The following is a 26863-nucleotide window of genomic DNA, read 5'->3' as shown; positions in this document are numbered from 1 at the left end:
GGCCGGCAGCGGTCGCTGGGAGAGCACATGGATTTCGACATCGCCCTGTTGCTGGGGCAGGACGGCATCGTCAACGGCGCGGTCTACGGACTGATGGCGCTGGCGCTGGTGCTGGTGTTTTCCGTCACGCGGGTGATCTTCATCCCGCAGGGCGAACTGGTGGCCTTCGGCGCCTTGTCGATGGCCGCACTCAACGCCGGCCGCACGCCGGCCACGCTGTGGCTGTTGCTGGCCTTGGCGGTGGCCACGCTGGCGGTCGAAGGCTGGCGCTGGAAGCGCGGCGCGACGGTGGACTGGAAGGCCACGGCCGTCTGGACCCTCGCGTTCCCGCTCGTGGCCTGCGTGCTGGTGCTCGGCGTGCGCTCCACGTCGCTCGCGATGCAGGCGGCGACCGCGCTGGTGCTCATCACGCCGCTCGGGCCCTTGCTGTATCGGCTGGCCTACCGGCCGCTGGCGGATGCGACGGTGCTGATCCTGCTGATCGTCTCGGTGGCGCTGCACGGCGTGCTGGTCGGCCTCGGCCTGCTGTTCTTCGGCGCCGAAGGCTCGCGCACGCCGCCGTTCTCCGAAGCACGTATCGACATCGGCGGGCTCGCGATCACCGGCCAGTCGCTGGTGGTGGTCGGCGTGGCGGCGGTGCTGGTGGTCCTCATGTTCCTCTTCTTCGAACGCTCCATCGTCGGCAAGGCGCTGCGCGCGACCGCGATGAACCGTGTCGGCGCACGCCTCATGGGCATCCCGACCGACCTGTCGGGCGACCTGAGCTTCGCGCTCGCGGCGCTGATCGGTGCCGTCTCCGGCCTGCTCATCGCGCCGCTCACCACGGTGTATTACGACACTGGCTTTCTCATCGGGCTCAAGGGCTTCGTCGCGGCGATCGTCGGCGGGCTCGCGAGCTATCCCATCGCGGTGCTCGGCGCGCTGCTGGTGGGGCAGCTCGAAGCCTTCTCTTCGTTCTGGGCCAGCGCGTTCAAGGAAGTGCTCGTGTTCACCTTGATCATCCCGGTTCTTTGGTGGCGCTCCTTGCGCAGCCGCCATGTGGAGGACGAGGAATGACCCGCCGCCACCTGACCCTCCTTGGCATCGCCGCGCTGGCGCTGTGCTGGGCCTGGCTGCCCGAATTCACCGTCACGCTGTTCAGCTACATCGGCCTCTATTCGATGGTCGCGGCCGGGCTCGTGATGCTCACCGGCATCGGCGGCATGACCTCGTTCGGGCAGGCCGCGTTCGTCGCCATCGGCGCGTACGCCACGGCCTGGATCTGCACCTCGCCCGCGGCCACCGCGGCGCTGGGCGGTGTGGTGCCGGCCGGCGCGCTGCCGTGGGTCGGCCTCGCGCTGGGGCTGGTGCTGACCTTCCTCGTCGCCTGGGCGCTGGGCGCGATCACGCTCAAGCTCTCGGGCCACTACCTGCCGCTGTGCACCATCGCCTGGGGGCTGAGCCTCTATTTCCTGTTCGGCAACCTCGAATTCCTCGGCGGCCAGACCGGCATCACCGGCCTGCCGGCGCTGACGATTGCGGGCCTGTCGCTCGCCTCGCCGCGCGCGCTCGGGCCGCTGATCTGGGCGCTCTTGCTGCTGTCGCTCTGGGCGCTTCACAACCTGCTCGATTCGCGCGAAGGCCGGGCGATCCGCGCGCTGAAGTCGGGCCGCGTGATGGCCGAATCGATGGGCGTCGACACCGCGCGCTACCGCGTCAAGGTGTTCGTGCTCGCGGCGCTGCTGGCGGCGCTCTCGGGCTGGCTCTATGCGCACATGCAGCGCTTCGTCAACCCGACGCCGTTCAACCTCAACATCGGCATCGAGTACCTCTTCATGGCGGTGGTCGGCGGCGCGGGCCATCTGTGGGGCGCGGTGCTCGGCGCGACGCTCATCACGCTGGTCAAGGAACAGTTGCAGGACATCCTGCCCAAGCTGCTCGGCGCCAGCGGCAACTTCGAGGTGATCGTCTTCGGCCTCCTGATGCTTTTCGTGCTCCAGCGCTTCGCCGACGGGATCTGGCCGACGCTGGCGCGCTTCTCGGCGCGCTTCCTCAAGCCCAATCCGATCCATGCGCCGAAGGTGGCCGCATCGCTCGCGAGCCGCACGCTGCCGCCGGCCGGCACCCTGCTGCTCGAATCGGACAAGGTCACCAAGCGCTTCGGCGGCCTCGTTGCCAACAACGCGGTCGCGATGACGCTCAAGGCCGGCGAGGTGCATGCGCTGATCGGTCCGAACGGCGCGGGCAAGAGCACCTTCTTCAACATGATCTCGGGCGTGGACGACCCGACCGAAGGCGAGGTGCGGCTCATCGGCGAGACGATGAACGGCAAGCCTTCGCGCGACTACGCGGCGCGCGGCCTCGGCCGCACCTTCCAGCATGTGCGGCTGCTCGGCACCCGCAGCGTGCTGGAGAACGTCGCGCTCGGCGCGCACCGCCGCGGCCGCCAGGGGTGGATCGCATCGATGCTGCGGCTCGACCGCGCGGAGGAAGCGGCGCTGCTCGCCGAAGCACGCCGGCAGATCGAGCGCTGCGGCCTCGGCGAATACGCCGACGTGCCCGCCGCGTCGCTCGCGCTCGGCCAGCAGCGCGTGGTCGAGATCGCCCGCGCGCTCGCCGGCCAGCCGGCCGCGCTGCTGCTCGACGAGCCCGCCGCCGGCCTGCGTCACCTGGAGAAGCAGGCGCTCGCCACCTTGCTCTCGCAACTGCGTGCCGAAGGCCTGGGCATCCTGATCGTCGAACACGACATGGAATTCGTGATGAACCTCGCCGACCGCATCACGGTGCTGGAGTTCGGCACCGTCATCGCCGAAGGCACGCCCGCCGAGGTGCAGGTCAACCCCCGTGTGCTCGACGCCTACCTCGGCGGCGGCGACGAACCGATCCAGATGGCCGCATGAACCCGCTCTTCGAACTCCAGGGCTTCAGCGTCGCCTACGGCGCGGTCGAGGCGGTGCACAGCGTCGACCTGCGCGTGGACGAGGGCGAGATCGTCACCGTCATCGGGCCCAACGGCGCGGGCAAGACCACCTTGCTGTGCGCGGCGATGGGCCTCCTGCCTTCCACCGGCAGCGTCACGCTCGCCGGCGAGCGCATCGCGCGGCCCAGCGTCGAGGCGATGGTCGCGCGCGGCGTGGCGCTGGTGCCCGAGCGGCGCGAGCTGTTCGGCGAAATGCCGGTCGAGGACAACCTGCTGCTCGGCGGCTTCTACCGCTGGCGCACTGGCCGGCGCGACCAGCGCGAGCGCATGGAAGAAGTCTTCGCGATCTTCCCGCGCCTCAAGGAGCGCCGCGCGCAGCTCGCGAGCACGCTCTCGGGCGGCGAGCGCCAGATGCTCGCGATCGGCCGTGCGCTGATGGCGCGGCCGAAGCTGCTGATGCTCGACGAGCCCTCGCTCGGCCTCGCGCCGCTGATCGTGCGCGAGGTGCTGCACGTCGTCTCGTCGCTGCGCTCGCACGGCGTGTCGGTGCTGCTCGTGGAGCAGAACGCGCGCGCCGCATTGCAGGTCGCCGACCGCGGCTACGTGCTGGAAACCGGCGCGGTCGCGCTCACCGGCCCGGCGCAGGCGCTGCTGCACGACCGCCGGATCATCGACACCTACCTCGGGCTCGGCAACAAGAACGCCGCCCTCGCCTGATTCCTTCGGAGAAATTCATGACCCAGATCCTTCAGAGCTTCATCGCCGGCCGCTGGCTCGGCCAGCAGGGCGCGCAGGTGCTCCAGAGCGCCGTCAACGGCCGTCCGGTGGCGAGCACGCATGCCGAGTCCATCGACTTCGGCGAGGCGCTGCATCACGCGCGCACCGTCGGCCTCACCAATTTGCTCGCGATGGACTTCCAGCAGCGCGCACAGCGCCTGCGTGCGCTCGCCAAGTACCTCGCCGAGCACAAGGAGGAGCTCTACGCGGTCTCGGCCCACACCGGCGCGACGCGCGCCGACAGCTGGATCGACATCGAAGGCGGCGCGGGCACGCTCGCGGCCTATGCGGGCATCGGCGGCAACGAATTGCCCTCGGGCAACCTCGTGCATGAGGGCCCGCCGATCCCGCTCGGCAAGAAGGGCAGCTTCGCGGGCACGCACATCCTGGTGCCGCGCCGTGGCGTCGCGGTGCACATCAACGCCTTCAACTTCCCGATCTGGGGCCTGCTCGAAAAATGGGCGCCCAGCTTCCTCGCGGGCATGCCCTGCATCGGCAAGCCGGCGACCTCGACCAGCTACCTCACCGAAGCGCTGGTGCGGCTCATGCACCGCTCGGGCCTCCTGCCCGAGGGCAGCCTGCAGCTGGTGATCGGCAGCACCGGCGACCTGCTGGACCGGCTGGACGGCGCCGACGTGGTCACCTTCACGGGCTCCGCCGACACCGCCGCGAAGCTGCGCGTGCATCCGAACATCGTGCGGCAGTCGATCCCGTTCAACGCCGAAGCCGATTCGCTCAACTGCGCGATCCTCGCGCCCGACGTCTCGCCCGATGACGAGGAGTTCGACCTCTTCGTCAAGGAAGTGGCGCGCGAGATGACGGTCAAGTCCGGCCAGAAGTGCACCGCGATCCGCCGCGCGATCGTGCCGCGCCAGCATCTCGATGCGGTGGCCGAGCGGCTTCGCGCACGCCTTGCGAAGACCGTGGTCGGCGATCCGGCGCTCGAGAGCGTGCGCATGGGCGCGCTGGCATCGCACGCGCAGAAGGCCGACGTGGCCGAGCGCGTGCGCACGCTGATGCAGGGCGCGGAACTGGTCTACGGCGAGCGCGACGGCTTCGAACCGCAGGGCGAGGGCGTCGCCGAAGGCGCGTTCTTCTCGCCGACGCTGCTGCTCGCGCGCGACCCACTGCGCCACGACGCGGTGCACGACGTCGAGGCCTTCGGCCCGGTCAGCACGCTGATGCCCTACGACGGCATCGACGAAGCACTCGCGCTCGCGGCGCGCGGTCGCGGCAGCCTCGTCGGCACGCTGGTCACCAAGGACCCGGCGACCGCCGCCAAGGCCATTCCGGTCGCGGCGGCACATCACGGCCGCATGCTGGTGCTCGATCGCGAAGCGGCGGTCGAATCCACCGGCCATGGCTCGCCGCTGCCTTTCCTCAAGCACGGCGGCCCCGGCCGCGCGGGCGGCGGCGAAGAGCTGGGCGGCCTGCGCGCGGTCAAGCATTACCTGCAGCGCACGGCGGTGCAGGGCTCGCCGACCATGATCGCCGCGGTCACCGGCGAATACATGCGCGGCGCCAGGCTCAACGAATCCGAGGTGCATCCGTTCCGCAAGCACTTCGAGGATCTCGCGATCGGCGATTCGCTGCTCACGCACCGCCGCACGGTGAGCGAGGCCGACATCGTCGCCTTCGGCGGCATCTCGGGCGACTACTTCTACATGCACTTCGACGAGATCGCGGCCAAGGAAAGCCCCTTCGGCAAGCGCATCGCGCACGGCTATTTCGTGCTGTCGGCGGCAGCGGGGCTCTTCGTCTCGCCGGCGCCGGGGCCGGTGCTGGCCAACTACGGGCTCGACACGCTGCGCTTCGTCAAGCCGGTGGGCATCGGCGACACGATCCGCGCGCGCCTGACCTGCAAGCGCAAGATCGACCGCAACAAGAAGGACGCCAACGGCGTCGGCCAGGGCGTGGTCGCCTGGGATGTGGAAGTGAGCAACCAGGACGGCGATCTGGTCGCCAGCTACGACATTCTCACGCTGGTAGCAAAGCGCAGCTAAGCCGCGCCTTTTCAGTGCATGTTCGCCCGGCTTGCCAAGCGGGCGATCGTGAGCACAATTCCGCCGCATGGATGGACTTGTGCGCCCACGGAGGGGGATCCTTCCGATCCTCCTCGGCATCGCGGCCTGCGTGGCGTGCCTGTCGGGCCCGTCGCCCTGGGCCGCCACCCCTGAGGAAACGGCCGCGGCACCGGCCACGGCGGCCGAGGCCATTCCCGCCGCAGACATCACCGCGCGCGCCGACGGCGACGAGCACCGCATCCAGACCGCGGTGCAGCGCGCGAAGCAGGACGACGAACTCCAGCGCCTCGAAACCAGCCTCGCGCGGCTGTCGCTGTCCGTCAACCAGCTCGCGCAGCAGTCCGCCGAGCACCAGCTCGAAGACCTGCCGATCCGCCGGCTCGAAAGCCTGCAGCGGCACTGGCAGCTCTATGCGCGCGAGCTGAACGACCTGCGAACGCGCGCATCGCGCGTCGCGCGCGAGCTTTCCGAGGACGCGGCGGCGCTGACCGGAATGCGCGCGCAATGGAGCGCCACCGGCAACGATGCGCAGGCCATCGCACCGGCATTGCGCGAGCGCATCGACGAGCTGATCGCCAAGATCGAGGAGGCCGAGAAGACGGTGGCCGACCCGCTCGCCAGGTCGCTGCACCTCGGGCGCGTGGCCGGCGAACTGGCGCGGCAGGTGCGCGAAGAGGAGTCGGATGTGCAGCAGCGCATCGACGAACTGGACCGCCGCCTGCTGTCGGTGGATGCGCCGCCGCTCTGGCAAAGCACGGGGCGCGACCGCATCGCGCTGGAGCCTTTCGGTGCCGGACTGCGTCAGAGCCTGGCGATCGAATCCGCACTCGCGCGCGACCACGATGCCGCCAACGTGAACCTGCTGCGGATGCTCCTCGCGGCCGCGCTGGTCCTGTTGCCGCTCCTGCTGTGGCTGCGCGGCCGGGCGCGCCGGCTCGTGGCCGACGGGCTCGTGACGCCCGAGTCGGTCAAGCCGCTGAGCCGCCCCTGGGCTGCCTGGCTGGTGCTGGTGGCGCTGTTCGCCGTGGTGTTCGACTTCAAGGGCCCGGCGGTGCGCCAGCAGCTGTTCATGCTGCTGGCCTGGCTGCCCATGCTGCGGCTGCTGCCGTCGCGGCTGCTGGCGGCGGTCGGCCCGTGGGCCTACCTGAGCGCCGGCTTCTACCTGCTCAACATGCTGGCCTCGTTGCCGGTGAGCAATGAATTCCTCTACCGAAGCCTGCTGTTGCTGCTCGATCTCGTGATGCTCGCGACCGTGGTGGTGCTCTTCGTGCGCGCGCGCCGCGAAGTGCCTGTCGGCACCCCGGCGCACCGGCAGCCGGTGATGGTCCTGCTGCTCGGCGCGGCCGGGGTGGCGCTCAGCCTGGCCGCGGTGTCGAACCTGCTGGGCAACGTGTCGCTCGCGATCACGCTGGCCTCGGCCGTGCTCGACAGCAGCTACCTCGGGCTCGTGATGTATGCCGCGGTCACCATCGTGGTGGCGCTCGCGCAGGTGCTGTTCATCCGCCACGACGTCTCGCAGGTGGCGCAGGGCGGCCGCTCGTGGGCGCAGACCGGCGCGCAGGTCGGGCGTGCGTTGCTGACGGTCGCGTTCGTCGTGATCCTGCTGCAGTCGTTCCGGATCTACCGGCCGCTTGCGGACATGCTGTCGAGTGCGCTCAATCATGTGTTCACGCTCGGCGCGCTGTCGCTGAGCCTTGGCAACGTGGTCGCCTTCGTCGCCGCGGTCCTGGTCGCCTTCTGGGTCGCGCGGGTGATCCGGCAGGTGCTGCAGAAGGATGTGCTGCCCTCGATGTCGCTGCCGCGCGGCGTGGGCAACAGCATCTCGTCGCTGACCTACTACTTCCTCGTCACCTTCGGTCTGCTGACGGCGCTGGGCCTCCTGGGCTTTCCGGTCGGGCAGCTGGCGATCGTGTTCGGCGCGCTCGGCGTCGGTATCGGCTTCGGCCTGCAGGACGTGGTCAAGAACTTCGTGGCGGGCCTGATCCTGATGTTCGAGCGGCCGATCCGCCCGGGCGACGTGGTCGACATCGCGGGTCTCCTGGGCACGGTCAGCCACATCGGCATCCGCGCCACCATCGTCACCACCTTCGAAGGCGCGGACGTGGTGATCCCGAACGGCGTCCTGCTGGCCGACAAGCTGGTCAACTGGACGCTCAGCGGCACCCGCCGCCGCATCGAGCTCGAGGTGAACACGCGCCCCGACGTGCCGGCGGAGCGAACCATGGAGCTGCTGCAGCGTGTCGCGCGCGAACTCGAAGGCGTGTCGGTGTCGCCCGCGCCGGAAGCCTTCGTGATCGGCCTGGGCGGCGGCCTGCTGCAGATCAGCCTGCGCGCATGGACGGTGGAAGGCGTGAACTGGCTGCTGGTGCGCAGCAACCTGGCGAAGAACATCCGCACCGCGCTCGCCGAGGCGGGCATCGAATTGCCGCGGCCGCAGAGCGAGGTGCACCTGGGCGCCGGGGCGGCCGATGTGCTGGAGCGATTCGCGGACCGCCCGATCTAGCGATCCAGCCTCGGGCCTGCATCCCCCGCCCGTGCGCTCCTACATGGGCACGAGCGGGCGCAAACTACGGTCGAGCCCGGAGCACTGCACCATGCCCAAATCCAAGCCCCCCGCGCCGCGCGTCCTGTGGAAGGGCGCGATCAGCTTCGGCCTCGTCCACATTCCGGTGGCGCTCTATGCGGCCACGGTCAACCACGGCATCGACTTCGACTGGCTCGACAAGCGCACCATGGACCCGGTGGGCTACAAGCGCGTGAACAAGAAGACCGGCCGGGAGGTCGCGCGCGAGCAGATCGTGAAGGGCGTCGAGTACGAACGCGGCCAGTACGTGGTGCTGAGCAAGGATGAGATCGAGGCCGCCTACCCGAAGACGACGCAGACCGTGTCGATCGAGCGCTTCGTGCCGGCCGACAGCATTCCCTTCATCTATCTCGACCGCCCCTACTACCTCGCGCCGATCAACCGCGGCGGCAAGGTGTATGCGCTCCTGCGCGACACCCTCAAGCGCGTCGGCCGCATCGGCATCGCGCGGGTGGTGATCCAGACCAAGGAACATCTCGCGGTGCTGGTGCCGACCGGTCCGGGGCTGGTGCTGAACCTGCTGCGCTGGGGCGCCGACATCCGGCCGTGGAAGGACCTGCCGCTGCCGGCCGAAAGCCCGAAGCAGGCCGGCGTCACGGAGCGCGAGCTGAAGATGGCCGAGCAGCTCGTGAAGGACATGAGCGGCGACTGGGACCCGGCCGACTTCGAGGATTCGTTCACCGGGAAGATCCATCGGCTCATCGAGCAGAAGGTGGAAGCGGGCCAGACCGAGGAAGTCACGCAGCCCGAAGCCGCTGAGCAAGTGGAAGGCAGGCGCGGCGGCAATGTGGTGGATCTGACCGAGCTGCTGCAGCGCAGCCTGCGCAAGAATCGCGGCAAGTCCGGTGCGGATGAGGCGGGGAGCGCCGACGATGCGGATGCGGGCAGCGCTCCGGCGAAGAAGGCGCGCAAGGCGCCGGCCCGGAAGGCCGCGCGCAGGCACGTATCGGCGAAGACCGCCCCCAAGGCGGCATGACCAGCGGAAGGCAGCACCGTGGGCAAGCAAGTGGAAACCGAAGCGCTGGCGCCATACCGTCGCAAGCGCGATTTCAGGAAGACGCCGGAGCCGCACTCCGGCGGCAGCGCGCGCCGCGGCGTGCTCTCGTTCGTGGTGCAGAAGCACCATGCGAGCCGGCTGCACTACGACTTCCGGCTCGAGCTCGACGGCACGCTCAAGAGCTGGGCGGTGCCGAAGGGGCCCTGCCTCGACCCCACGGTCAAGCGCATGGCGGTGCACGTCGAAGACCACCCGATCTCGTACGCCGACTTCGAAGGCACCATCCCGCCCAGGCAGTACGGCGCGGGCACCGTGATCGTCTGGGACCGCGGGGACTGGGTGCCCGAGGGCGATGCACGCAAGGCGCTGGCCGAGGGCAAGCTCAAGTTCGAGCTGCGCGGCAAGAAGCTGCGCGGCCACTGGACGCTGGTGCGCATGCACGGCAAGGCCGGCGAGAAGCAGGAACCCTGGCTGCTCATCAAGGAACGCGATCGGCAAGCGCGCCCCATCGACGAATACGACGTGGTCGAGGCCGAGCCCGACAGCGTGCTGACCGGTCGCGACGTCGACAGCCCGCCGCCGGTGACCTACCAGCGCCAGCCCGACCCGCCAGCGGACGAAGCAGCGCCGGCGCGCAAGGCTGCCGCGAAGCCGGCCGAACCGCCGGGGCGCAAGGCGGATCTGCCCGCCACGCTCTCGCCCGAGCTCGCGACGCTGGCGACCGCGCCTCCGGCCCGCGAGGGCGACTGGCTCTACGAGCTCAAGTTCGACGGCTACCGCCTGCTCACGCGCATCGACGAGAAGGGCAAGGTCCAGTGCATCACCCGCAACGGCCATGACTGGACCTCGAAACTGCCCGCGCTGGCGAAGGCGCTGGCGAAGCTGCCGCTGCGCTCGACATGGCTGGACGGCGAGATCGTGGTCGACGACGAGCACGGCGCGCCCGACTTCCAGGCCCTGCAGAACGCCTTCGATCGCGGCTCGACCTCCTCGATCGTCTACTGGCTCTTCGACCTTCCCTTTCTCGACGGGCGCGACCTGCGAAGCGTGCCGGTGGAAGAGCGGCGCGACCTGCTCGCCACCGTGCTCGCCAGCGAACCGCAGCCGCTGCTGCGCTTCAGCGAAGCCTTCGAGGCCTCGCCGCGCGACCTGCTGGCGTCGTCGGCGCGCATCGGCTTCGAGGGCATCATCGGCAAGCGGCGCGGCTCGGGCTACGTGTCGCGCCGCTCGCCGGACTGGATCAAGCTCAAGAACCAGCGGCGGCAGGAATTCGTGATCGGCGGCTACACCGCCCCCCAGGGGTCGCGGGCGGGCTTCGGCTCGCTGCTGCTGGGCGTGTACGACGACGCGGGCGCGCTCCAGTACTGCGGCAACGTGGGCACCGGCTTCGACGCCGGCCGGCTCTCGGACATCAAGGCGCGGCTGGACAAGGTGCAAAGCGAGGAATGTCCCTTCGCCAAGCGGCCCGCCGGCGTCAAGGCTCAGTGGGTCACGCCGGTGCTGGTGTGCGAGGTCTCCTTCGGCGAATGGACGGACGACGACCGCATCCGCCACCCGGTGTTCCAGGGCCTGCGCAGCGACAAGCCCGCCCGGCAGATCCGCCGCGAGACCGCATTCGCGCCCGAGACGGAGCCGGCCGCGCCGGCCAGGGAGGGCACGCCCGCCGTGCCGAAGCAGCGCGTGACGCACGCCGACCGCGTGATCGACAAGGACAGCGGCGTCACCAAGGGCGAGCTGGTCGCCTACTACGAGCAGGTCGCCGAGCTCATCCTGCCGCACCTCAAGGGCCGCCCGGTGGCACTGGTGCGCGCGCCCGAGGGCATCGGCGGCGAGCTCTTCTTCCAGAAGCACGCGCGCAAGACCGAGCTGCCGGGCGTGAAGCTGCTCGATCCCTCGCTCGATCGCGACCACGAGCCGCTGCTGCAGATCGACAGCGTGCGCGGGCTGCTTTCCGCCGCGCAGATGAACGTGATCGAGCTGCACACCTGGAACGCGACATCGAACGCGATCGACAAGCCCGACCGCATGACCTTCGACCTCGACCCCGGCGAAGGCGTGCAGTGGGCGCAGATGCAGGAAGCCGCGCTGCTGGTGCACACGATCCTGACCGAGCTGGGGCTGGTGACCTTCCTGAAGACCAGCGGCGGCAAGGGCCTGCACGTGATGGTGCCGATCCGCCGGCAGTACGACTGGGACACGGTCAAGGGCTTCTCGCAGGCGGTGGTGCAGCACCTCGCGCGCATCATCCCGGACCGTTTCGTCGCCAAGAGCGGGCCGCGCAACCGCGTCGGCAAAATATTCGTCGACTACCTGCGCAACGGCCTCGGCGCGACCACCGTTGCCGCCTGGTCGGCACGTTCGCGTCCGGGCCTCGGCGTGTCGGTGCCGGTGGCCTGGGACGAACTGCCCGGTCTCAGCAGCGCATCGCAATGGAACGTGCGCAACATCGGCCGCCGCCTGCCCGCGGGCAACACGCCATGGGACGACATGGCCAAGAGCGCGAAGGCGCTCGGGCCGGCGATGAAGCGGCTGGGCTACGCGCCCTGAGGCTGGGCGTCGGCGGGCACCGCGACCACTTCGTCGGTCGTCACCTCGAAGCGCTCCAGCGTGCTGGCACCGAACACCATCGTGATCGGCACGTCGGCCGCATCGCGCCCGTGCGCGATCACGATGCGGCCGATGCGCGGAACGTTGTGCCGCGCGTCGAAGGTGTACCAGCGGTCGCCGAGGTAGGCTTCGAACCAGGCGCTGAAGTCCATCGGATACGGTGCGACCGGCACGCCGATATCGCCGAGGTAGCCGGTCGCATAGCGCGCCGGGATATTCAGGCAGCGGCACAGCGTGATCGCCAGGTGCGTGAAGTCGCGGCACACGCCGACCCGCTCGCGGAACACCTCCAGCGCGGTGCGCGTGGCGCGGGCGCATGCATAGTCGAAGCGCACCCGCTGGTGCACGAAATCGCAGATCGCCTGCACGCGCTGCCAGCCGGGCGCGACGTTGCCGAACAGGTTCCACGCGAGCGCCAGCAGCTCGCTGTCGACTTCGCAGTAGCGGCTCGGCAGCAGGAACTGCAGCGTGGTCGCGGGAAGCCGCGCCGGATGGTGATTGGTCGCGTGCGGATTCACCACGTCGGGCCAGCCGGTGTCGAACACCACCGCCTCGTTGCGCAGCCGGATCCTGTCCACGCCCTGCGGCACCTCGACGCGCGCGCAATGGTTGCCGAACACGTCGACATAGTGGTCGGCCTGGAGATGCGGACGGATCGTGACGCGCTCGCCGCCTTCGCCCTGGATGTCGGCGGCGCGCGAAGGGTGCACGTTCAGCATGTAGATCAGCGCCGTGGGCGAGGTGACTGCCAGTTCGATGTGAAAGCCGATGTGGATGAGCATGGTGCGAAGGCTCGATGGGGCGTGGAAGGGTCCGGCCATGCTAGGGACCGAAGCCCGCCGCCGATGAGTGGACGAACGCGCGAAGCGGCGTAGTCCAAATCCAGCGCGTGGGTTCGTCGGCCAAGTCCTACCGGCGACGCCGCGAAGCTCCCACACACCGCGGTGCGCGGCCACTACGGTCCCGGCCGCGGGGCGTGCCTATGCTTTGGAATCCATCGCGCCATCGCGGCCCGTCCGCACGCGATCCCGATCTCCGAAGAGGAACCCCGATGACGCACCCGAACAAGGCCGCGGGCCGCCGCCAGAAGACGGCCAATGGCACCGGCGCGAAGCAGGAGCAGCTCGACGCCTTCACCGCGGAGAATGCGCCGCTCGTCACCACCAACCAGGGCGTGCAGGTTCCCGACAACCACAACTCGCTGCGCGCCGGCGGGCGCGGCCCGACCTTGCTCGAAGACTTCATCCTGCGCGAGAAGATCACGCACTTCGACCACGAGCGCATCCCCGAGCGCGTGGTGCATGCGCGCGGCGCCGCGGCACATGGCTACTTCGAGGTCTACAAGTCGATGTCGCAGTTCACCTCGGCCGACTTCCTGCAGGACCCGGCGGTGAAGACACCGGTGTTCGTGCGCTTCTCGACCGTGGCCGGCTCGCGCGGCTCGGCCGACACGGTGCGCGACGTGCGCGGCTTCGCGGTCAAGTTCTACACGAACCAGGGCAACTACGACCTCGTGGGCAACAACATCCCGGTGTTCTTCATCCAGGACGCGATCAAGTTCCCCGACCTCATCCATGCGGTCAAGGCCGAGCCGCACAACGAGATCCCGCAGGCCGCGAGCGCGCACGACACCTTCTGGGACTTCGCCTCGCTGATGCCCGAGAGCACGCACATGCTGATGTGGGTCATGTCCGACCGCGCGATCCCGCGCAGCTTCCGGATGATGGAGGGCTTCGGCATCCACACCTTCCGCTTCGTCAACGCGCACGGCGAGAGCCACTTCGTCAAGTTCCACTGGAAGCCCAGGCTCGGCATCCATGGCCTGGCCTGGGACGAGGCGCAGAAGATCGCGGGCAAGGACGCCGATTTCCACCGCCGCGACCTCTGGGAAGCCATCGAGAACGGCGACTTTCCCGAATGGGAGCTGGGCGTGCAGCTCATCCCCGACGACAAGGAGCACGCCTTCGGCTTCGACCTGCTCGATCCGACCAAGCTCATCCCGGAAGAAATGGTGCCGGTGCAGCGCATCGGCCGCATGGTGCTCAACCGCAACCCGGACAACTTCTTCGCCGAGACCGAGCAGGTGGCCTTCCACCCGGGCCACCTGGTGCCGGGCATCGACTTCACGAACGACCCGCTGCTGCAGGGCCGACTCTTCTCGTACACCGACACGCAGATCTCGCGGCTCGGCGGCGCGAACTTCCACGAAATCCCCATCAACCGCGGCGTGTGCCCCTTCCACAATTTCCAGCGCGACGGCATGCACCGCATGACCATCGCGCGCGGCCAGGTGGCCTACGAACCCCACTCGCTGGTGGATGGCAAGGACTTCCGCGTCGACGGAGGCAGCGCGGGCTTCCAGTCCTTCCCCAACGAAACCCTGGAGCCGCCGAAGGTGCGCCGGCGCAGCCCGTCGTTCGACGATCACTTCACGCAGGCGCGGCTCTTCTTCAACAGCCAGAGCGCCGCCGAGAAGGAGCACATCATCGCGGCCTTCCGCTTCGAGCTCTCCAAGTGCGAGGCGCCGGCAGTGCGCCAGCGCATGGTGGACAACCTCGCGCACGTCGACGAGAAGCTCGCGCGCCGGGTGGCCGAGCCGCTCGGCATCAACCCGCCGGACGCGAAGGCGGCGGCGGGGCGCGCGGGCTTCCGCGACTACCGCATGACGATGCCCATCGAGGAATCGCCGGCGCTTCGCATGGCGGACAGCGGCGACGGTTCGATCAAGACGCGCAAGGTCGCGATCCTCGTGGCCGACGGGGTCGAGTCGGCATCGCTGCGCCCCATTCGCGAGGCGCTCGAGAAAGCCGGCGCACGGTGCAGGGTGGTCGGCCCGCAGCTGGGCACGATCGCGAGCGCATCGAAGCGGCAGCTCGACGTGGATGCCACCTACGTCAACATGCCCTCGGTGATGTTCGATGCGGTGCTCGTGCCCGCGGGCGCGCAGGGCGCCGACGCGATGTCACGCAACGGCGACGCGGTGCATTTCGTGCTGGAGGCCTACAGGCACTGCAAGGCGATCTGCGCGGTGGGCGAGGGCGCGCAACTGCTCTCCACGCTCGGCGTCGGTCCGGACACGAAGCCCATGCCTGCGGGCGTGGTGGTGGCTCCGACGCCGGTCACCAACCTCGGCGACGCCGCGGCCGCGATGCAGATCGCGCACGACTTCATCGCGGCGATCGCGAAGCATCGGCACTGGGACCGGGCGAACGTCGATTCGGTCCCCGCCTGAGCCGCCGGGCCGCCCCAAGGCGAATACCGCAGCGCTGCTGCGCGGAGGTGGCCCAATAAGCCCGGAGCGGGCGTTATCGCGCGCCGTGGCGCACGGACCAGCGCGAGCGCGCCAGCGCGGCGAGTTCGAGGGCGCCCGAGAGCAGGGCGATGGCGTGGCGGGAAATGCGGATCATGGTCACGCCACGCTAACGCGCATGTATGACTGTTTGATGTCCGCGCGCCTCGTTATCCTGCGCGCGTGAAGTCGCCCGATCTGCCCGAACTGATGGAGCTCCAGGCGCTCGCCCGACGGGCGGGCTCCTGCATGACGCGCCGCGTGCTGGGCGAGGTCGAGGCCGGCGCGCAACGCTTCGCACTGGAAGCCTTCATCCTCGGCAGCAGCGCGCCCGAAGCCCCGGCGATCGGCTTCTTCGGCGGCGTGCACGGCCTGGAGCGCATCGGCGCGGAAGTCACGATCGCCTACCTGCGCAGCCTCGTGATGCGGCTGCAGTGGGACGCCACCGTGCAGCGGCTGCTCGAAGGCGTGCGGCTGGTGTTCATGCCGGTGGTCAATCCGGGCGGGCTGTGGCTGGGCACGCGCGCGAATCCGAACGGGGTGGACCTGATGCGCAATGCGCCGATCGAATCGGTCGAGCGCGTTCCCTTCCTGATCGGCGGCCAGCGCGTGAGCGCAGCCTTGCCCTGGTTTCGCGGCGCGCCGGGCGCGGCGATGGAGCGCGAAAGCGCGGCGTTGTGCGAACTCGTCGAGACCGAGTTGCTGAATCGCCCCTTCAGCATCGCGATCGATTGCCATTCGGGCTTCGGGCTCGCGGACCGCATCTGGTTTCCGTTCGCGCATGCCTCGCGGCCGATCGCGCATCTGGCCGAGGTCCATGCCTTGTGCGAGATCGTGGACGAAACGCTGCTGCACCACCGCTACGTGCTGGAGCCGCAGAGCCGCCAGTACCTCGCGCACGGCGACCTGTGGGATTTCCTCTACCTGCGCGCCTGCGAGCGCGGCTGCGTGTTCCTGCCGCTCACGCTGGAGATGGGCTCGTGGATCTGGGTGAAGAAGAATCCGAAGCAGCTCTTCTCGCGGCACGGCATCTTCAATCCGATGATCGAGCACCGCCAGCAGCGCGTGCTGCGCCGCCACCTGGGCTGGCTGGACTTCCTCACGCGCGCCGCCTGCAGCCACGAGCGTTGGCTGCCCACCGGCGCAGACCGGGAGGAACACACGCGCCGTGCGCTCGAGCGCTGGTACGCCGCGAGCCGGAAAGGCCGCCGGTGAGCACCTGGGTGCTGCTGCGCGGCCTCACGCGCGAAGCCGGCCATTGGGGCGCGTTCCCGGCGCTGCTGCGCCAGCGCCTGCCCGAAGGCGATCGCGTCATCGCGATCGACCTGCCCGGCAACGGCCGCCTGAACCATGCGCGCAGTCCGGCCCGGATCGAGGCCTATGTCGACGACTGCCGCCGGCAGCTTCGCGTGCTTGGCGTGGAGACGCCGGTGCATGTGGTCGCGATGTCGCTCGGCGCGATGGTCACGGCCCACTGGGCGTCGCGCCATGCCGCAGAGCTGGCAGGCTGCGTGCTCGTCAACACCAGCCTGCGGCCCTTCAGCCCCTGGTATCGGCGCCTCAGGCCTGCAAACTATGGGGCGCTGCTGGGCGTGATGTGCGAACGCAGCCCGCGCGCGCGCGAAGCGACCATCCTGCGCTTGACGACGCGGCATCCCCCGGACGCGGCCGCCACCGTCGATGCATGGGCCGCGCTGCGCGAGGCCCATCCGGTGAGCGGCGCGAATGCGCTGCGGCAGCTGTGGGCGGCGATGCGCTATCGCGCCTCGGTGGAGGCGCCCGCCGTGCCGCTGTTGGTGCTGTCGAGCCGGTGCGACGGACTGGTGGATGTGCGCTGCTCGCAGCGCCTCGCGCGCGCATGGCGGGCGCCGATCGTCGAGCACCCCACGGCGGGCCACGACTTGCCGCTCGACGACGGCCCATGGACGGCCGATCAGGTCAGCCGGTGGGCGGCCGCGCTCACTTTTGACCGTTCGCCGGTCGCAGCACGTTGTTCTTCAGCGTGACCGCCTTGCCGACCGGCGGTGCGCTGTGGGTCTCCACGGTGCGCAGCGTGCCGTCGTCCATGCGCACGCTGACCTGGTAGACCGTTTCGGTGTGCGTGCGCTTCTCGATCTCGTTGCCCGCGAAGCCGCCGCCCACGGCGCCAGCCACGGTCGCCAGCGTTCGGCCGTTGCCGCTGCCGATCTGGTTGCCGAGCACGCCGCCGACCACACCGCCCGCGACCGCGCCGACGCCGGTGGTGGGCTTCTGGTGCTTGATCGTCCTGACCGATTCGACGTGCCCGCACACCGAGCACACCTTGTGCGCCGGCGGCGCCGCGCCTTCGCCGGCCGGCGCGACCTGTGCGGGACTGCCCGCCGCGGTATTCGGCGGGATGACTTGCGGTGCCCTCACCGGCGGCGGTGGCAGCGTGGTGGCCAGGGCGGCCTGAGTCGGCGGCGGGTCGGACGGCGCCTGCACCGCCGCCGGCTTGAAGTCGTCCGGCGCGCGCACCGGCGTTGCGATGGTGAGCGAAGTCGCCTGGGGTTGCGAGGTGTTGCCGACCTCCTTGTGAACCAGTGCGCCGCCCAGCGCGGCCACGGCGATCGACAGCACGCCGATGACAACCCAGAGCGCCTTCGACGACCGGGCCATGGGCCCGGCAGGCGGGTTGATTGTGGAATTCAAGTCCATCGGGATTCCCTTTCGTGGGCCGGTGCAGGATACGCAGCGGGCCCCTCTTGAGCATCGCCGTTGCCGCGCGCCTGTCAATTCACCGGGGTCCTACACGCGCGGGACGCGATGGGCCGGGAGCGCACGCCATCGCGCGGCGTTATCCGACACCTCCATGGCTCGGAGGCCGGCAAGCTTGTAGGGTTTTGCTGACCTGTGCAAGCCCCCTTCATGACGACCCAGGCAACGATCGACACCGAGGACTTCCAGCGCCTTCTGAATCGCAATCTCAAGCAGCCGATCGCCGCCGGCGTCGTCGGCGCCCTGTTGTTCGTGCTGCTCATCGCATACCTGCTCTCGACGATCGCGCTGGTGGAGCAGACCGACCGCGTGACCCGCTTCGCGGCCGAGGCGCAGCGCCGCAGCATCGACATGGAAGCAGGGGTGCGCGGCTACCTCCTCACGGGCGAAGCGAGCTTTCTCGAGCCCTACGACAGCGCGCTCGCGCGCATGAAGGACGATCTCGGCGCGCTGCGGATGCTGGTGTCCGACAACCGTGCCCAGGCGGAACGGGTGGACCGCATCGCCTCGCTGCAGAACGCATGGAATGCCTTCGCCAGCGAATTGATCGAGCGGCGCCGCAACGGCGGCGAAGTCGCCGAGGCTGTGCGCCTGGGCAGCGGCAAGCGCATCACCGACGACATGCGCGCCGAATACGCTGCCTTCATGGAGGCCGAGCAGAACCTGCGCTATCAGCGCAACAACGATGCCAACCGCACCGCGATCGTGGTGGTCGTCTCCTTCGTGCTCTTCACGCTGGTTGCCACCGGGCTCATGGCCTTCTTCGGTCGCCGGCGCCTGCTGCGCTTGTCGGGCAGCTACGACGCGATGCTCCAGGACCAGGCTGCCAGTGCCGTGAGTCTCGAAGCGCAGGCCCGCCTGCGCGGCGCGCAGACCGAGCTCGGCGGCGAGCTGGTCGGCGAGCTGAGCGCGCACGAGCTGGGGCGCAAGGTGCTCACCTTCTTCGCGCGCCGCGTCAGCAGCCCGGTCGGCGCGTTCTACCTGCGCGAGCGGCAGGGCACGCTGCGGCGCGTCGCGAGCTACGGCTTCTCGGCACAGGCCGATGCCTCGCCGCGGGTCTTCGCGCCCACCGAAGGCCTCGTCGGGCAGACGGCGACCGAGCGGCGGCGCATGCTGATCGAGCCGGTCGACGCCGCCTACCTGAAGGTCAATTCGGGTCTCGGCGAGATGTCGCCGGCGGCGGCGGTGCTGCTGCCGGTGTCGAGCGACGGTATCGTCAACGGCGTGTTGGAGCTCGGCTTCCTGCGCACGCCCGGCACCGAGGTTCACCAGCTGCTCGAGATGGTCGCGAACAACATCGGCAGCGCGGTCGCGGCGGTGCGTTTTCGCGAGCAGCTGCAGGACGCGCTGGCCGAGACGCGCCAGCTCAACGAGGAGCTGCAGCTGCAGCAGGAAGAGCTGCGCACCGCCAACCAGGAACTGGAAGAACAGTCGCGCGCGCTGCGCGTCTCGCAGTCCGCGATGGAGAACCAGCAGGCCGAGCTCGAGCAGACCAACAGCCAGCTTTCCGAGCGCACCGAGGCGCTGGACCTGCGCAACGCCGCCCTGCGCCGCGCGCAGCGCGAGCTGGAGGACCGCGCCCTGGAGCTCCAGGAGGCGAGCCGCTACAAGACCGAGTTCCTCGCCAACATGTCGCACGAGCTGCGCACGCCCCTCAACAGCGCGCTGATCCTGGCCAAGCTGCTGCGCGACAACGCGCAGGGCAACCTGAGCGAGGAGCAGGTGAAGTTCGCGGATGCTATCTACAGCTCGGGCAACGATCTGCTGGCGCTGATCAACGACATCCTCGACATCGCGAAGGTCGAGGCCGGCAGGCTCGACGTGGTCGCGGAGGACGTCGGCATCGCGAGTATCGCCGCGGGTCTCGACACGATGTTCAGGCCGCCGGCGGACGACAAGCGCCTGGCTCTGCGCGTGGAGGTGCGCCCGGACGCGCCGCCCACGCTGGTCACCGACCGGCAGCGCGTCGAGCAGATCCTCAAGAACCTGCTGTCGAACGCCCTGAAGTTCACCGACCGCGGCGAGCTCGCGCTGACCGTACGCGGTGCGCCCGAAGGCGGCGCGCTGTTCGAGGTGGCGGACACCGGCATCGGTATCGCCCGGGACCAGCAGGGCGTGGTCTTCGAGGCCTTCCGCCAGGCGGACGGGACCGCGAGCCGGCGCCATGGCGGCACCGGGCTGGGCCTCTCGATCTCGCGCGACCTGGCGCAACTGCTGGGCGGCACGCTCTCGGTGGCCAGCACGCCGGGCGCGGGCAGCACCTTCACGCTGGCGCTGCCCGCGCGGGCACCGCAGGCCGATGCGCCCGCGCCGCTCGCGGCCCACCCGCGGGCGAGCGCAGCGCCGCCGCCGACCGCGCCGCCGGTGCCGGCCGTGCCGCAGTTCCCCGACGATCGCGCGCTGCCGCCCGGCCCGGCGCGGCGCCTGCTGGTCATCGAGGACGAACCGCAGTTCGCCCACATCCTCTACGACCTCGCGCACGAACTCGGCTACCGCTGCCTCGTCGCGCACGGCGCGGCCGACGGCTACGGCCTCGCGACGCAGTTCCTGCCGGATGCGATCCTGCTCGACATGCGCCTGCCGGACAGCCCCGGCCTCGCCGTGCTGCAGCGGCTCAAAGACGACCCGCAGACACGCCACATCCCGGTGCACGTGGTCTCGGCGATGGACACCCCCGAGCTTGCGATGCACATGGGCGCGATCGGCTATGCCCGCAAGCCGGCGTCGCGCGAGCAGCTCATGGACGTGTTCCGGCGCATCGAGGACAAGCTCGCGCAGAAGGTCAAGGCGGTGCTGCTGGTCGAGGGCGACGCGGCGCAGCGCGAAAGCGCGGCCCTGCTGATCGGCGACGAGGACGTGGTGATCACCGCGGTCGAATCGGGCGAGGAAGCGCTGGCGCTGCTGCGCACCCGCGTCTTCGACTGCATGGTCACCGACCTCCGGCTGCCCGACATGAAGGGCAGCGAGTTGCTCAGGCGCATCGCGACCGAGGAGATCGTGTCCTTCCCGCCGGTCATCGTCCACACCGGCCGCAACCTCACGCACGACGAGGAGGCGCAGCTGCTGCGCTACTCGCGCTCGATCATCGTCAAGGGGGCGCGCTCGCCGGAGCGCCTGCTCGACGAGGTCACGCTGTTCCTGCACAAGGTGGAGGCCGAGCTCTCGACCGAGCGGCGCAACATGCTGAAGACGGTGCGCGCCCGCGACCGCGTCTTCGAAGGCCGCCGCATCCTGCTGGTGGACGACGACGTGCGCAACATCTTCGCGCTGACCAGCGCGCTGGAGCAGCGCGGCGCGGCGGTCGAGGTGGCGCGCAACGGTCGCGAGGCGCTGCAGAAGCTCGACCAGGTGGGCGACATCGACCTCGTGCTGATGGACGTGATGATGCCGGAGATGGATGGCCTCGAAGCCACGCGCCGCCTGCGCCAGGACCCGCGCTTCGACAATCTGCCGGTGATCGTGGTCACCGCCAAGGCCATGAAGGACGACCAGGAGCAGTGCATCGCCGCCGGCGCGAGCGACTACCTGGCGAAGCCCGTGGACCTCGACCGGCTCTTCTCGCTGCTGCGCGTGTGGATGCCGAAGATGGAGCGCCTGTGATGCAGCTGGATTCCACCCATGGCCATTGAAGTCGAAAGCAAGCTGCTGATCGTCGACGACCTGCCGGAGAACCTGCTGGCGCTCGACGCCCTGATCCGCGGTCCGTCGCGCCAGGTGTTCCGGGCGATGTCGGGCGAGGAGGCGCTCGTGCTGCTGCTGGAGCACGAGTTCGCGCTCGCGATCATCGACGTGCAGATGCCGGGCCTCAACGGCTTCGAGCTCGCCGAGTTGATGCGCGGCACCGAGCGCACGCGGCACATCCCGATCATCTTCGTGAGCGCCGCGGGCCGCGAGATGAACTATGCCTTCAAGGGCTACGAGAGCGGCGCCGTCGACTTCCTGCAGAAGCCGCTCGACGCGCATGCGGTCAACAGCAAGGTCAGCGTCTTCGTGGACCTGTACCGCCATCGCAAGGCGCTCGCGCACGAGATGGAGGCCCTGGCCGACTTGAACCGGCAGCAGGAAGCCCTCGTGCAGCAGCTCAAGAGCACCCAGCGCGAGCTGGAGCGTGCGGTGCGCATGCGCGACGATTTCATGTCGATGGTGTCGCACGAGCTGCGCACGCCGCTCAATACGCTCTACCTGGAGACGCAGGTGCGCAAGCTCCACCTCGGCAAGGGCAACACCGCGCCCTTCGCGCCGGACCAGCTGCCGGCGATGGTCGAGCGGGACCAGCGCCAGATCCAGAACATGGTTCGCCTGATCGACGACATGCTCGACGTGACGCGCATGCGCAGCGGTTCGCTGTCGATCCGCCCCAAGCCCACCGATCTCGCGGCGCTCGCGCGCGGCGTGGTCGAAGGGCTGGCGCAGCAGGCCGAGGCGGCGGGTTCGCGCATCGAGCTGCAGGCGCAGGAACCCGTCGAAGGCGTGTGGGACGAGTTCCGCATCGAGCAGGTGCTGACCAACCTGCTGACGAATGCGCTGCGCTATGGCGGGGGAAAGGCGGTCCGGGTCTCGGTGGACCAGACGGGCGGCGCGGCGCGCATCACGGTGCGCGACCAGGGGATCGGCGTCGCGCCGGAGGACCAGGGGCGCATCTTCGAGCAGTTCGAGCGCACCGACGACAGCCGCAAGCGCGCGGCCGGGCTCGGCCTGGGCCTGTACATCACGCGGGAGATCGTCCGCCTGCACGGCGGCGACATCGCGCTCGAAAGCCGGCTGGGCGAAGGGTCGGAATTCCGCGTCACGCTGCCGCTGCGGGCGCCGGCGCAGGAGGCCTGAAGAGGGCGAAGGCGTGGGAAGGTGTCCTACACGCCGCGCCTCGGTGCCGGTTCCATACTGCGAGGCTGGCTCCCCGGAGATTTGCGAAGTGAACGTTCTGATCGTCGACGACAACGAGGCCGCGGCGGACCTGCTGCAGGAGCTGCTCGTGCTGCAGGATCACACCGCGCGTTGCACCTACTCCGGTCGGCAGGCGCTCGAGGTGGCCGCGGGCGAGGCCTTCGATGCCGCGCTCGTCGACCTGACGCTGCCCGACTTCCCTGGAACCGAAGTGGCGCGCCGGTTGCGCGCCGCTGCGCGCGGCACGCCGCCGCTGCTCGTGGCGATCTCGGGCTTCGCGGCCGACGAGACAACGAACGGGACCGGTCTGTTCGACCACCATCTGCAAAAGCCCATCGATTTCGACGCGCTCGACCAGATCCTGTCGCAGGCCGCAGGCCGATGAAGGCCTCCCCCGGTGCGCGAAGCTGGATGGCGGCGGGCGTGCGCCACGAGTTGCTCACGCGCGCCCTTCCGGCGCTGCGGCACGACATGGCCGCGCCGGTGTCGGTGATCCGCATGGGCTTGCTGGTGCTCAAGCGCCAAGCCGCTTCCGCGCCCGATGCGGAGAACTGGAGCGAGCGGCTGTCGCTCATCGAGGACCAGGTGGCGCTGCTCGCGGGCGGCGTGCACTCGCTGCGCGCGTGGGAGCTGTCGGCGGAGGGCGAGGAGATCACGCGCGGCGATCTGGTGGTGCAGTGCAGCGCACTCATGCGCGTGCCCTTCGAGCTGCACGGCATCGGCCTGCTGGTGGCCGAGGAGCTGTCGCCGGAGAAGGACGAGAGGCGCTTCCCCTCGGGCGCCGCCTTGCGCTACATGCTGCTCGGCGCGCTCGGCTACCTGCACGACAGCGTTGCGGAACTCGGCGAGATCTGCATCGAGGCGGACGGCGACGATGCGCTGCGCCTGTCGGCGCGGCGCGGCGAGTCCGAGCCGGGCGATCCGCTGGCGGGCGCGCACCGCGCGCCGCGTGCGCTGGCCATCGACGCGATCGCGCTGCAATCGCTGGCCGAGGGCCTGGGCTACGCGGTGTCGGTCGAGCCCGATTCGGTGCGCTTCGGCCTCCTGCCGGCGCCGGCCGAAGTCTGAGGGAGCGGCTCAGCAGGCTGCGAAGACGGGGATGCGCTTCGTCGAGAGCAGGGCACGCAGCTTGGCCGGCGCGACCGGCTTCGTCAGCAGCATCACGCCGCGCTTGCGCAGCCGCTGCAGCGCCTCGGGCCCGGTGGCGCCCGAAACCAGCACCGCGAGCGCATCGGGCTGCAGGCGGCGGGTGTTCTCGATGACCTCCATGCCGTCTTCCTCGCCGTCGAGCTGCAGGTCGCAGAGCACGACGTCGAAATGCGCGTCGGACTTGTCGAGCCGCGTCAGCGCCTCATTGCGCGTGGAGGCGCAGTCCACCTGGCAACCCCAGAGCTCGAGCAGCGTCCGGCTGCCGTCGAGGATCGCCGGGTCGTCGTCCACCACGAGGCAATGCAGGCCGGCCAGCGGTGCCGCGGCCGCGGGCTCCTTCGCGGACGGCGCGACCTCGCGCGGATGCGCGATCGGCAGGTCGAGCCAGAAGGTGCTGCCCGCCTGCAGCGCCGAGCGCAGCTTGATGCGCGTGCCGAGCAGGAGCGCGATGCGCGCGCAGATCGCGAGACCGAGCCCGAAGCCCTGCCGGCGGTCGCGCTCGGTGTTCGCCACCTGGTAGAACTCCTCGAAGACGCGCGTCTGGTGGATCGGCGCGATGCCGACGCCGTTGTCGCGCACTTCGATGCGCACCGCGCCGTTGCGACGGCGCGCGACCACCAGCACCGCGCCGTCGGCCGGCGTGTGGCGGATCGCATTGCTGACCAGATTGCCGACGATGCGCAAGAGCAGCGCCGGGTCGGTGTTGACGGCCAGCCCCCGGTCCTTCCAGACCAGCCGCACGTGCGCCGCGGCTGCCGCGGCGGCATGCTGCGCCTCCAGCTGGTCGAACAGGCTGGCGAGCGACACCCCGGCGATCGCGGGTGTCAGCACCTGCGCATCGAGCCGCGAGATCTCCAGCAGGTCGTCGAGCAGCACGCCCATGAAGTCGGTGGCTTCCTGCAGCCGCAGCACCGCGGGGCGCTGCGTCGGGTTGGCGGTCGGCAGCAGGCCGTCGATGAACAGGCCCATGGCGTGCAGCGGCTGGCGCAGGTCGTGGCTCGCGGCGGCCAGGAAGCGCGCGCGGGACAGCGCCGCCTGCTCGGCCTCGGCCATGCGCTGCAGGGCCACGGCGGTGGCCTCGCGGACCTGCTCGTCGCTGATCTGCTGGTTGCGCTGCAGCCGTTCGGCGAGCCGGTTGATGTCGTGCGCGAGGTTGGCGAACTCGTGCCGCGCGCGCCGGCGGCCGCCGCCGGCATCGTCGTCGTCCTCGTCGGCGCCGGAGGTGACCACGTTGCAGCGCGCATCGAACTGGCCGGCTTCCAGCGCGGCGACGGTGCGCGAGATGCGGCGCAGCGGCTGCGCGACCGCACGCGCGGTGTGGCGCACCCAGGCCCAGGCGGCCAGCAGCGCGAGCAGCGCGATGCCGATGCCGGCCATCAGCAGGCGCGTGCGTTCGTGCGCGTAGGCGGTGGTGTCGCGGAAGGTCTGGACCAGCCCGATCGGCGCCTCGCCCGCGGTGGTCGAGCCGGCCGGCGCGAAGGCGGTGGCGCGCGAGGCTTCGCGCAGCGTGACCGGCGCGGTGAACATGCGAAGTTCGCCCATCGGCGCGGTCTTCGGTCCGGCGGAGACGAAGACGCCCGCGCTGTTGCTGATCTCGACGCGCGTCACCTGTCCGCCGCGCAGCGCGGCGTTGGCGACGTTCTGCAGCGCCGGCACGTCACCGGCGTAGAGGCTCAGGTCGGACATCGCCGCAACCTGGCGCGCGACGGCCTGGCCCTCGGCATCGAAGGCCGCTTCCAGCGCATCGAGGCGGCTGTGGGTGAACCAGCCTGTGAGCGCCAGCGCCACGATGACGCAGGGCACCACGCCGAGGCGGAACAGGTCGCGCTGCAGGTTGCCGGCCACGACGAGGTCGCGGCTCGGCGTGGCGGCCGGCTCGGCGGGCCGTGCGTCGGACGATGGCGCGATCATGGGTTGGCTGGCAGTCATCTGGTCGCGGTGACCCGCTCCGTGAGTTCATGTTCTTCAGGCAGCCGCAGGCCGAGCCCGCGCGCCACGGTGGCGTTGACGCGTACCGTCGCCGGGGTCGCGGCCTCGACGACCACGCCGCGCGGCCCCGTGCTGGCGGCCAGCTTCTGGCCGAGCGCGCGCGCCTGCTGGGCCAGTTGCGCCGGCGTGGAGACCGCGGCCGCGAGTCCGCCGGAGCGCACCATCCCGTCGCTGGCGCCGAAGACCGGCAGCCCGGCGCCCGCGCCGGCGCGCAGCACCGCGAGCGTCGCGGCCTGGTTGTCGCCGATCATGTCCGGCAGCACGAGCAGCGCATCGCTGCGCGGCACCAGCACGCGCAACGCCGCCGCGAGCGACTTCGCGTCGGGCGCGAACTCCACCTGCAGATCCCAGTCCTGCGCGGCGCTCTGCAGTTCGCGCACGAGGGGCGCCGATTCGCTGGTGGCCACCACGCCGAGGCGCCGCTTGCGCGGCATCACCGCGTCGATCAGCGCCAGCTGGTCGGCCATGGCCGGGTCGCGCAGCAGCACGCCGATCTGGCGCTCCGGGTGCCGCATCGCGGGGCTGATCCTCAGGCTTTCGTAGTCGAGCCGGCTCAGCATGGCGAGCACCAGCGGGTCCTGCCCGGGGCGCTCGATCGCCGATCGCGCCGCGGCCACGCCGACGGCCATGGTGACGGCGTCGCCCGGGGAGGGTGCCGGTGCGGGCTGTCCGGCCGCCAGATGGATCAGGTCGAGGCGGCTGCCCGCTTCCTGCAGCTCGCGCAACTGCTGGACGAACTCGGCATAGGGCGCGCTCTCGTCGGCCATCAGCACCGTCAGTCCGGCTGCGCTCGCACCGCTCCACACCGTTACCGCGCAAGCGAATGCCGCAACCGCGATGGACCGCTTCCTTCGAACCAGTGGGGGGAAAAGCGTGGCGAACATCGAACCGCATCCGCATGGGTGATGGGGCCCAATGTACGGACGAG

The 26863-nt window shown here is 70.1% G+C and carries 18 protein-coding genes; 14 read left to right on the top strand and 4 right to left on the bottom strand.

Annotated elements, in window-relative coordinates:
• The first annotated feature begins 27 nt into the window (after window positions 1-27).
• The 7 genes from VAR608DRAFT_RS34935 to ligD all read left to right on the top strand — a co-directional run bounded on the left by VAR608DRAFT_RS34935 (window position 28) and on the right by ligD (window position 11828).
• Window positions 28-1056, top strand: coding sequence for a branched-chain amino acid ABC transporter permease (locus tag VAR608DRAFT_RS34935; protein ID WP_088958225.1), 1029 nt, complete (start codon window positions 28-30; stop codon window positions 1054-1056).
• A complete protein-coding gene (locus VAR608DRAFT_RS34930) occupies window positions 1053-2879 on the top strand; it encodes a branched-chain amino acid ABC transporter ATP-binding protein/permease (RefSeq protein ID WP_088958224.1) in 1827 nt (608 codons plus the stop codon). The genes VAR608DRAFT_RS34935 and VAR608DRAFT_RS34930 overlap by 4 nt, the downstream gene beginning before the upstream one ends.
• Window positions 2876-3616: an ABC transporter ATP-binding protein gene (locus VAR608DRAFT_RS34925; protein WP_088958223.1), complete on the top strand. Its 741-nt coding sequence runs from the start codon at window positions 2876-2878 to the stop codon at window positions 3614-3616. The genes VAR608DRAFT_RS34930 and VAR608DRAFT_RS34925 overlap by 4 nt, the downstream gene beginning before the upstream one ends.
• A 17-nt stretch (window positions 3617-3633) precedes the next feature.
• Window positions 3634-5679, top strand: coding sequence for a phenylacetic acid degradation bifunctional protein PaaZ (gene paaZ / locus VAR608DRAFT_RS34920; RefSeq protein ID WP_088958222.1), 2046 nt, complete (start codon window positions 3634-3636; stop codon window positions 5677-5679).
• Window positions 5680-5746: 67 nt separating this feature from the next.
• Entirely contained in the window at window positions 5747-8203 is a 2457-nt protein-coding gene (locus tag VAR608DRAFT_RS34915; RefSeq protein ID WP_088958221.1) for a mechanosensitive ion channel domain-containing protein, read from the top strand.
• Between the two features lie 91 nt (window positions 8204-8294).
• Window positions 8295-9260: a non-homologous end joining protein Ku gene (gene ku / locus VAR608DRAFT_RS34910; protein WP_088958220.1), complete on the top strand. Its 966-nt coding sequence runs from the start codon at window positions 8295-8297 to the stop codon at window positions 9258-9260.
• An 18-nt stretch (window positions 9261-9278) separates the two neighbouring features.
• Window positions 9279-11828, top strand: coding sequence for a DNA ligase D (ligD, locus tag VAR608DRAFT_RS34905; RefSeq protein ID WP_088958219.1), 2550 nt, complete (start codon window positions 9279-9281; stop codon window positions 11826-11828).
• Here the strand turns inward: ligD and VAR608DRAFT_RS34900 are convergent.
• Window positions 11816-12670, bottom strand: a complete 855-nt coding sequence (locus VAR608DRAFT_RS34900) for a transglutaminase-like domain-containing protein (protein ID WP_088958218.1) — start codon at window positions 12668-12670, stop codon at window positions 11816-11818. The two genes, ligD and VAR608DRAFT_RS34900, sit on opposite strands and share 13 nt — an antisense overlap.
• A 269-nt stretch (window positions 12671-12939) precedes the next feature.
• Here VAR608DRAFT_RS34900 and VAR608DRAFT_RS34895 point away from each other — a divergent pair, with 269 nt between their 5' ends.
• The 3 genes from VAR608DRAFT_RS34895 (at window position 12940) to VAR608DRAFT_RS34885 (ending at window position 17183) form a co-directional block, all read left to right on the top strand.
• Window positions 12940-15120: a catalase gene (locus VAR608DRAFT_RS34895; RefSeq protein WP_088958217.1), complete on the top strand. Its 2181-nt coding sequence runs from the start codon at window positions 12940-12942 to the stop codon at window positions 15118-15120.
• Between the two features lie 240 nt (window positions 15121-15360).
• Window positions 15361-16392, top strand: a complete 1032-nt coding sequence (locus VAR608DRAFT_RS34890) for a M14 family zinc carboxypeptidase (protein WP_331713014.1) — start codon at window positions 15361-15363, stop codon at window positions 16390-16392.
• The gene (locus VAR608DRAFT_RS34885) at window positions 16389-17183 is read left to right on the top strand and encodes an alpha/beta fold hydrolase (RefSeq protein ID WP_088958216.1); all 795 of its coding nucleotides are present in this window, start codon (window positions 16389-16391) and stop codon (window positions 17181-17183) included. The genes VAR608DRAFT_RS34890 and VAR608DRAFT_RS34885 overlap by 4 nt, the downstream gene beginning before the upstream one ends.
• Here the strand turns inward: VAR608DRAFT_RS34885 and VAR608DRAFT_RS34880 are convergent.
• A complete protein-coding gene (locus VAR608DRAFT_RS34880; RefSeq protein WP_088958215.1) occupies window positions 17137-17853 on the bottom strand; it encodes a glycine zipper 2TM domain-containing protein in 717 nt (238 codons plus the stop codon). The genes VAR608DRAFT_RS34885 and VAR608DRAFT_RS34880 overlap by 47 nt on opposite strands.
• A 210-nt stretch (window positions 17854-18063) precedes the next feature.
• On the opposite strand from VAR608DRAFT_RS34880, the gene VAR608DRAFT_RS34875 reads away from it, so the two are divergent.
• The 4 genes from VAR608DRAFT_RS34875 (at window position 18064) to VAR608DRAFT_RS34860 (ending at window position 23865) form a co-directional block, all read left to right on the top strand.
• Window positions 18064-21513, top strand: coding sequence for a response regulator (locus tag VAR608DRAFT_RS34875; RefSeq protein ID WP_088958214.1), 3450 nt, complete (start codon window positions 18064-18066; stop codon window positions 21511-21513).
• An 18-nt stretch (window positions 21514-21531) separates the two neighbouring features.
• Window positions 21532-22737, top strand: coding sequence for a hybrid sensor histidine kinase/response regulator (locus VAR608DRAFT_RS34870; RefSeq protein WP_088958213.1), 1206 nt, complete (start codon window positions 21532-21534; stop codon window positions 22735-22737).
• Between the two features lie 88 nt (window positions 22738-22825).
• Window positions 22826-23182, top strand: coding sequence for a response regulator (locus VAR608DRAFT_RS34865; protein WP_088958212.1), 357 nt, complete (start codon window positions 22826-22828; stop codon window positions 23180-23182).
• Window positions 23179-23865 (top strand): hypothetical protein, encoded by a 687-nt coding sequence (locus tag VAR608DRAFT_RS34860; protein WP_088958211.1) that lies wholly within the window; start codon window positions 23179-23181, stop codon window positions 23863-23865. The genes VAR608DRAFT_RS34865 and VAR608DRAFT_RS34860 overlap by 4 nt, the downstream gene beginning before the upstream one ends.
• Window positions 23866-23874: 9 nt before the next feature.
• Here the strand turns inward: VAR608DRAFT_RS34860 and VAR608DRAFT_RS34855 are convergent, their stop codons facing one another.
• Window positions 23875-25875 (bottom strand): hybrid sensor histidine kinase/response regulator, encoded by a 2001-nt coding sequence (locus VAR608DRAFT_RS34855; RefSeq protein ID WP_088958210.1) that lies wholly within the window; start codon window positions 25873-25875, stop codon window positions 23875-23877.
• Window positions 25872-26819 carry an ABC transporter substrate-binding protein gene (locus VAR608DRAFT_RS34850; RefSeq protein ID WP_088958209.1) on the bottom strand — a complete coding sequence of 316 codons (948 nt, stop codon included), beginning with the start codon at window positions 26817-26819 and terminating at the stop codon, window positions 25872-25874. Before VAR608DRAFT_RS34850 ends, VAR608DRAFT_RS34855 begins: the two co-directional genes overlap by 4 nt.
• Between the last annotated feature and the right edge of the window lie 44 nt (window positions 26820-26863).

This window comes from Variovorax sp. HW608 (genome assembly GCF_900090195.1).
Taxonomy (GTDB): Bacteria; Pseudomonadota; Gammaproteobacteria; order Burkholderiales; family Burkholderiaceae_C; genus Variovorax.
Note: the sequence above shows the minus strand (reverse complement) of the source record. Positions and strands in the feature narration are given on the sequence as shown.

Coding starts and splice junctions, on each gene's coding strand:
- VAR608DRAFT_RS34935 (WP_088958225.1), top strand. CDS start 28: ATGGATTTCGACATCGCCCTGTTGCTGGGGCAGGACGGCATCGTCAAC.
- VAR608DRAFT_RS34930 (WP_088958224.1), top strand. CDS start 1,053: ATGACCCGCCGCCACCTGACCCTCCTTGGCATCGCCGCGCTGGCGCTG.
- VAR608DRAFT_RS34925 (WP_088958223.1), top strand. CDS start 2,876: ATGAACCCGCTCTTCGAACTCCAGGGCTTCAGCGTCGCCTACGGCGCG.
- paaZ (WP_088958222.1), top strand. CDS start 3,634: ATGACCCAGATCCTTCAGAGCTTCATCGCCGGCCGCTGGCTCGGCCAG.
- VAR608DRAFT_RS34915 (WP_088958221.1), top strand. CDS start 5,747: ATGGATGGACTTGTGCGCCCACGGAGGGGGATCCTTCCGATCCTCCTC.
- ku (WP_088958220.1), top strand. CDS start 8,295: ATGCCCAAATCCAAGCCCCCCGCGCCGCGCGTCCTGTGGAAGGGCGCG.
- VAR608DRAFT_RS34900 (WP_088958218.1), bottom strand. CDS start 12,670: ATGCTCATCCACATCGGCTTTCACATCGAACTGGCAGTCACCTCGCCC.
- VAR608DRAFT_RS34895 (WP_088958217.1), top strand. CDS start 12,940: ATGACGCACCCGAACAAGGCCGCGGGCCGCCGCCAGAAGACGGCCAAT.
- VAR608DRAFT_RS34880 (WP_088958215.1), bottom strand. CDS start 17,853: ATGGACTTGAATTCCACAATCAACCCGCCTGCCGGGCCCATGGCCCGG.
- VAR608DRAFT_RS34875 (WP_088958214.1), top strand. CDS start 18,064: ATGACGACCCAGGCAACGATCGACACCGAGGACTTCCAGCGCCTTCTG.
- VAR608DRAFT_RS34870 (WP_088958213.1), top strand. CDS start 21,532: ATGGCCATTGAAGTCGAAAGCAAGCTGCTGATCGTCGACGACCTGCCG.
- VAR608DRAFT_RS34860 (WP_088958211.1), top strand. CDS start 23,179: ATGAAGGCCTCCCCCGGTGCGCGAAGCTGGATGGCGGCGGGCGTGCGC.
- VAR608DRAFT_RS34855 (WP_088958210.1), bottom strand. CDS start 25,875: ATGACTGCCAGCCAACCCATGATCGCGCCATCGTCCGACGCACGGCCC.
- VAR608DRAFT_RS34850 (WP_088958209.1), bottom strand. CDS start 26,819: ATGTTCGCCACGCTTTTCCCCCCACTGGTTCGAAGGAAGCGGTCCATC.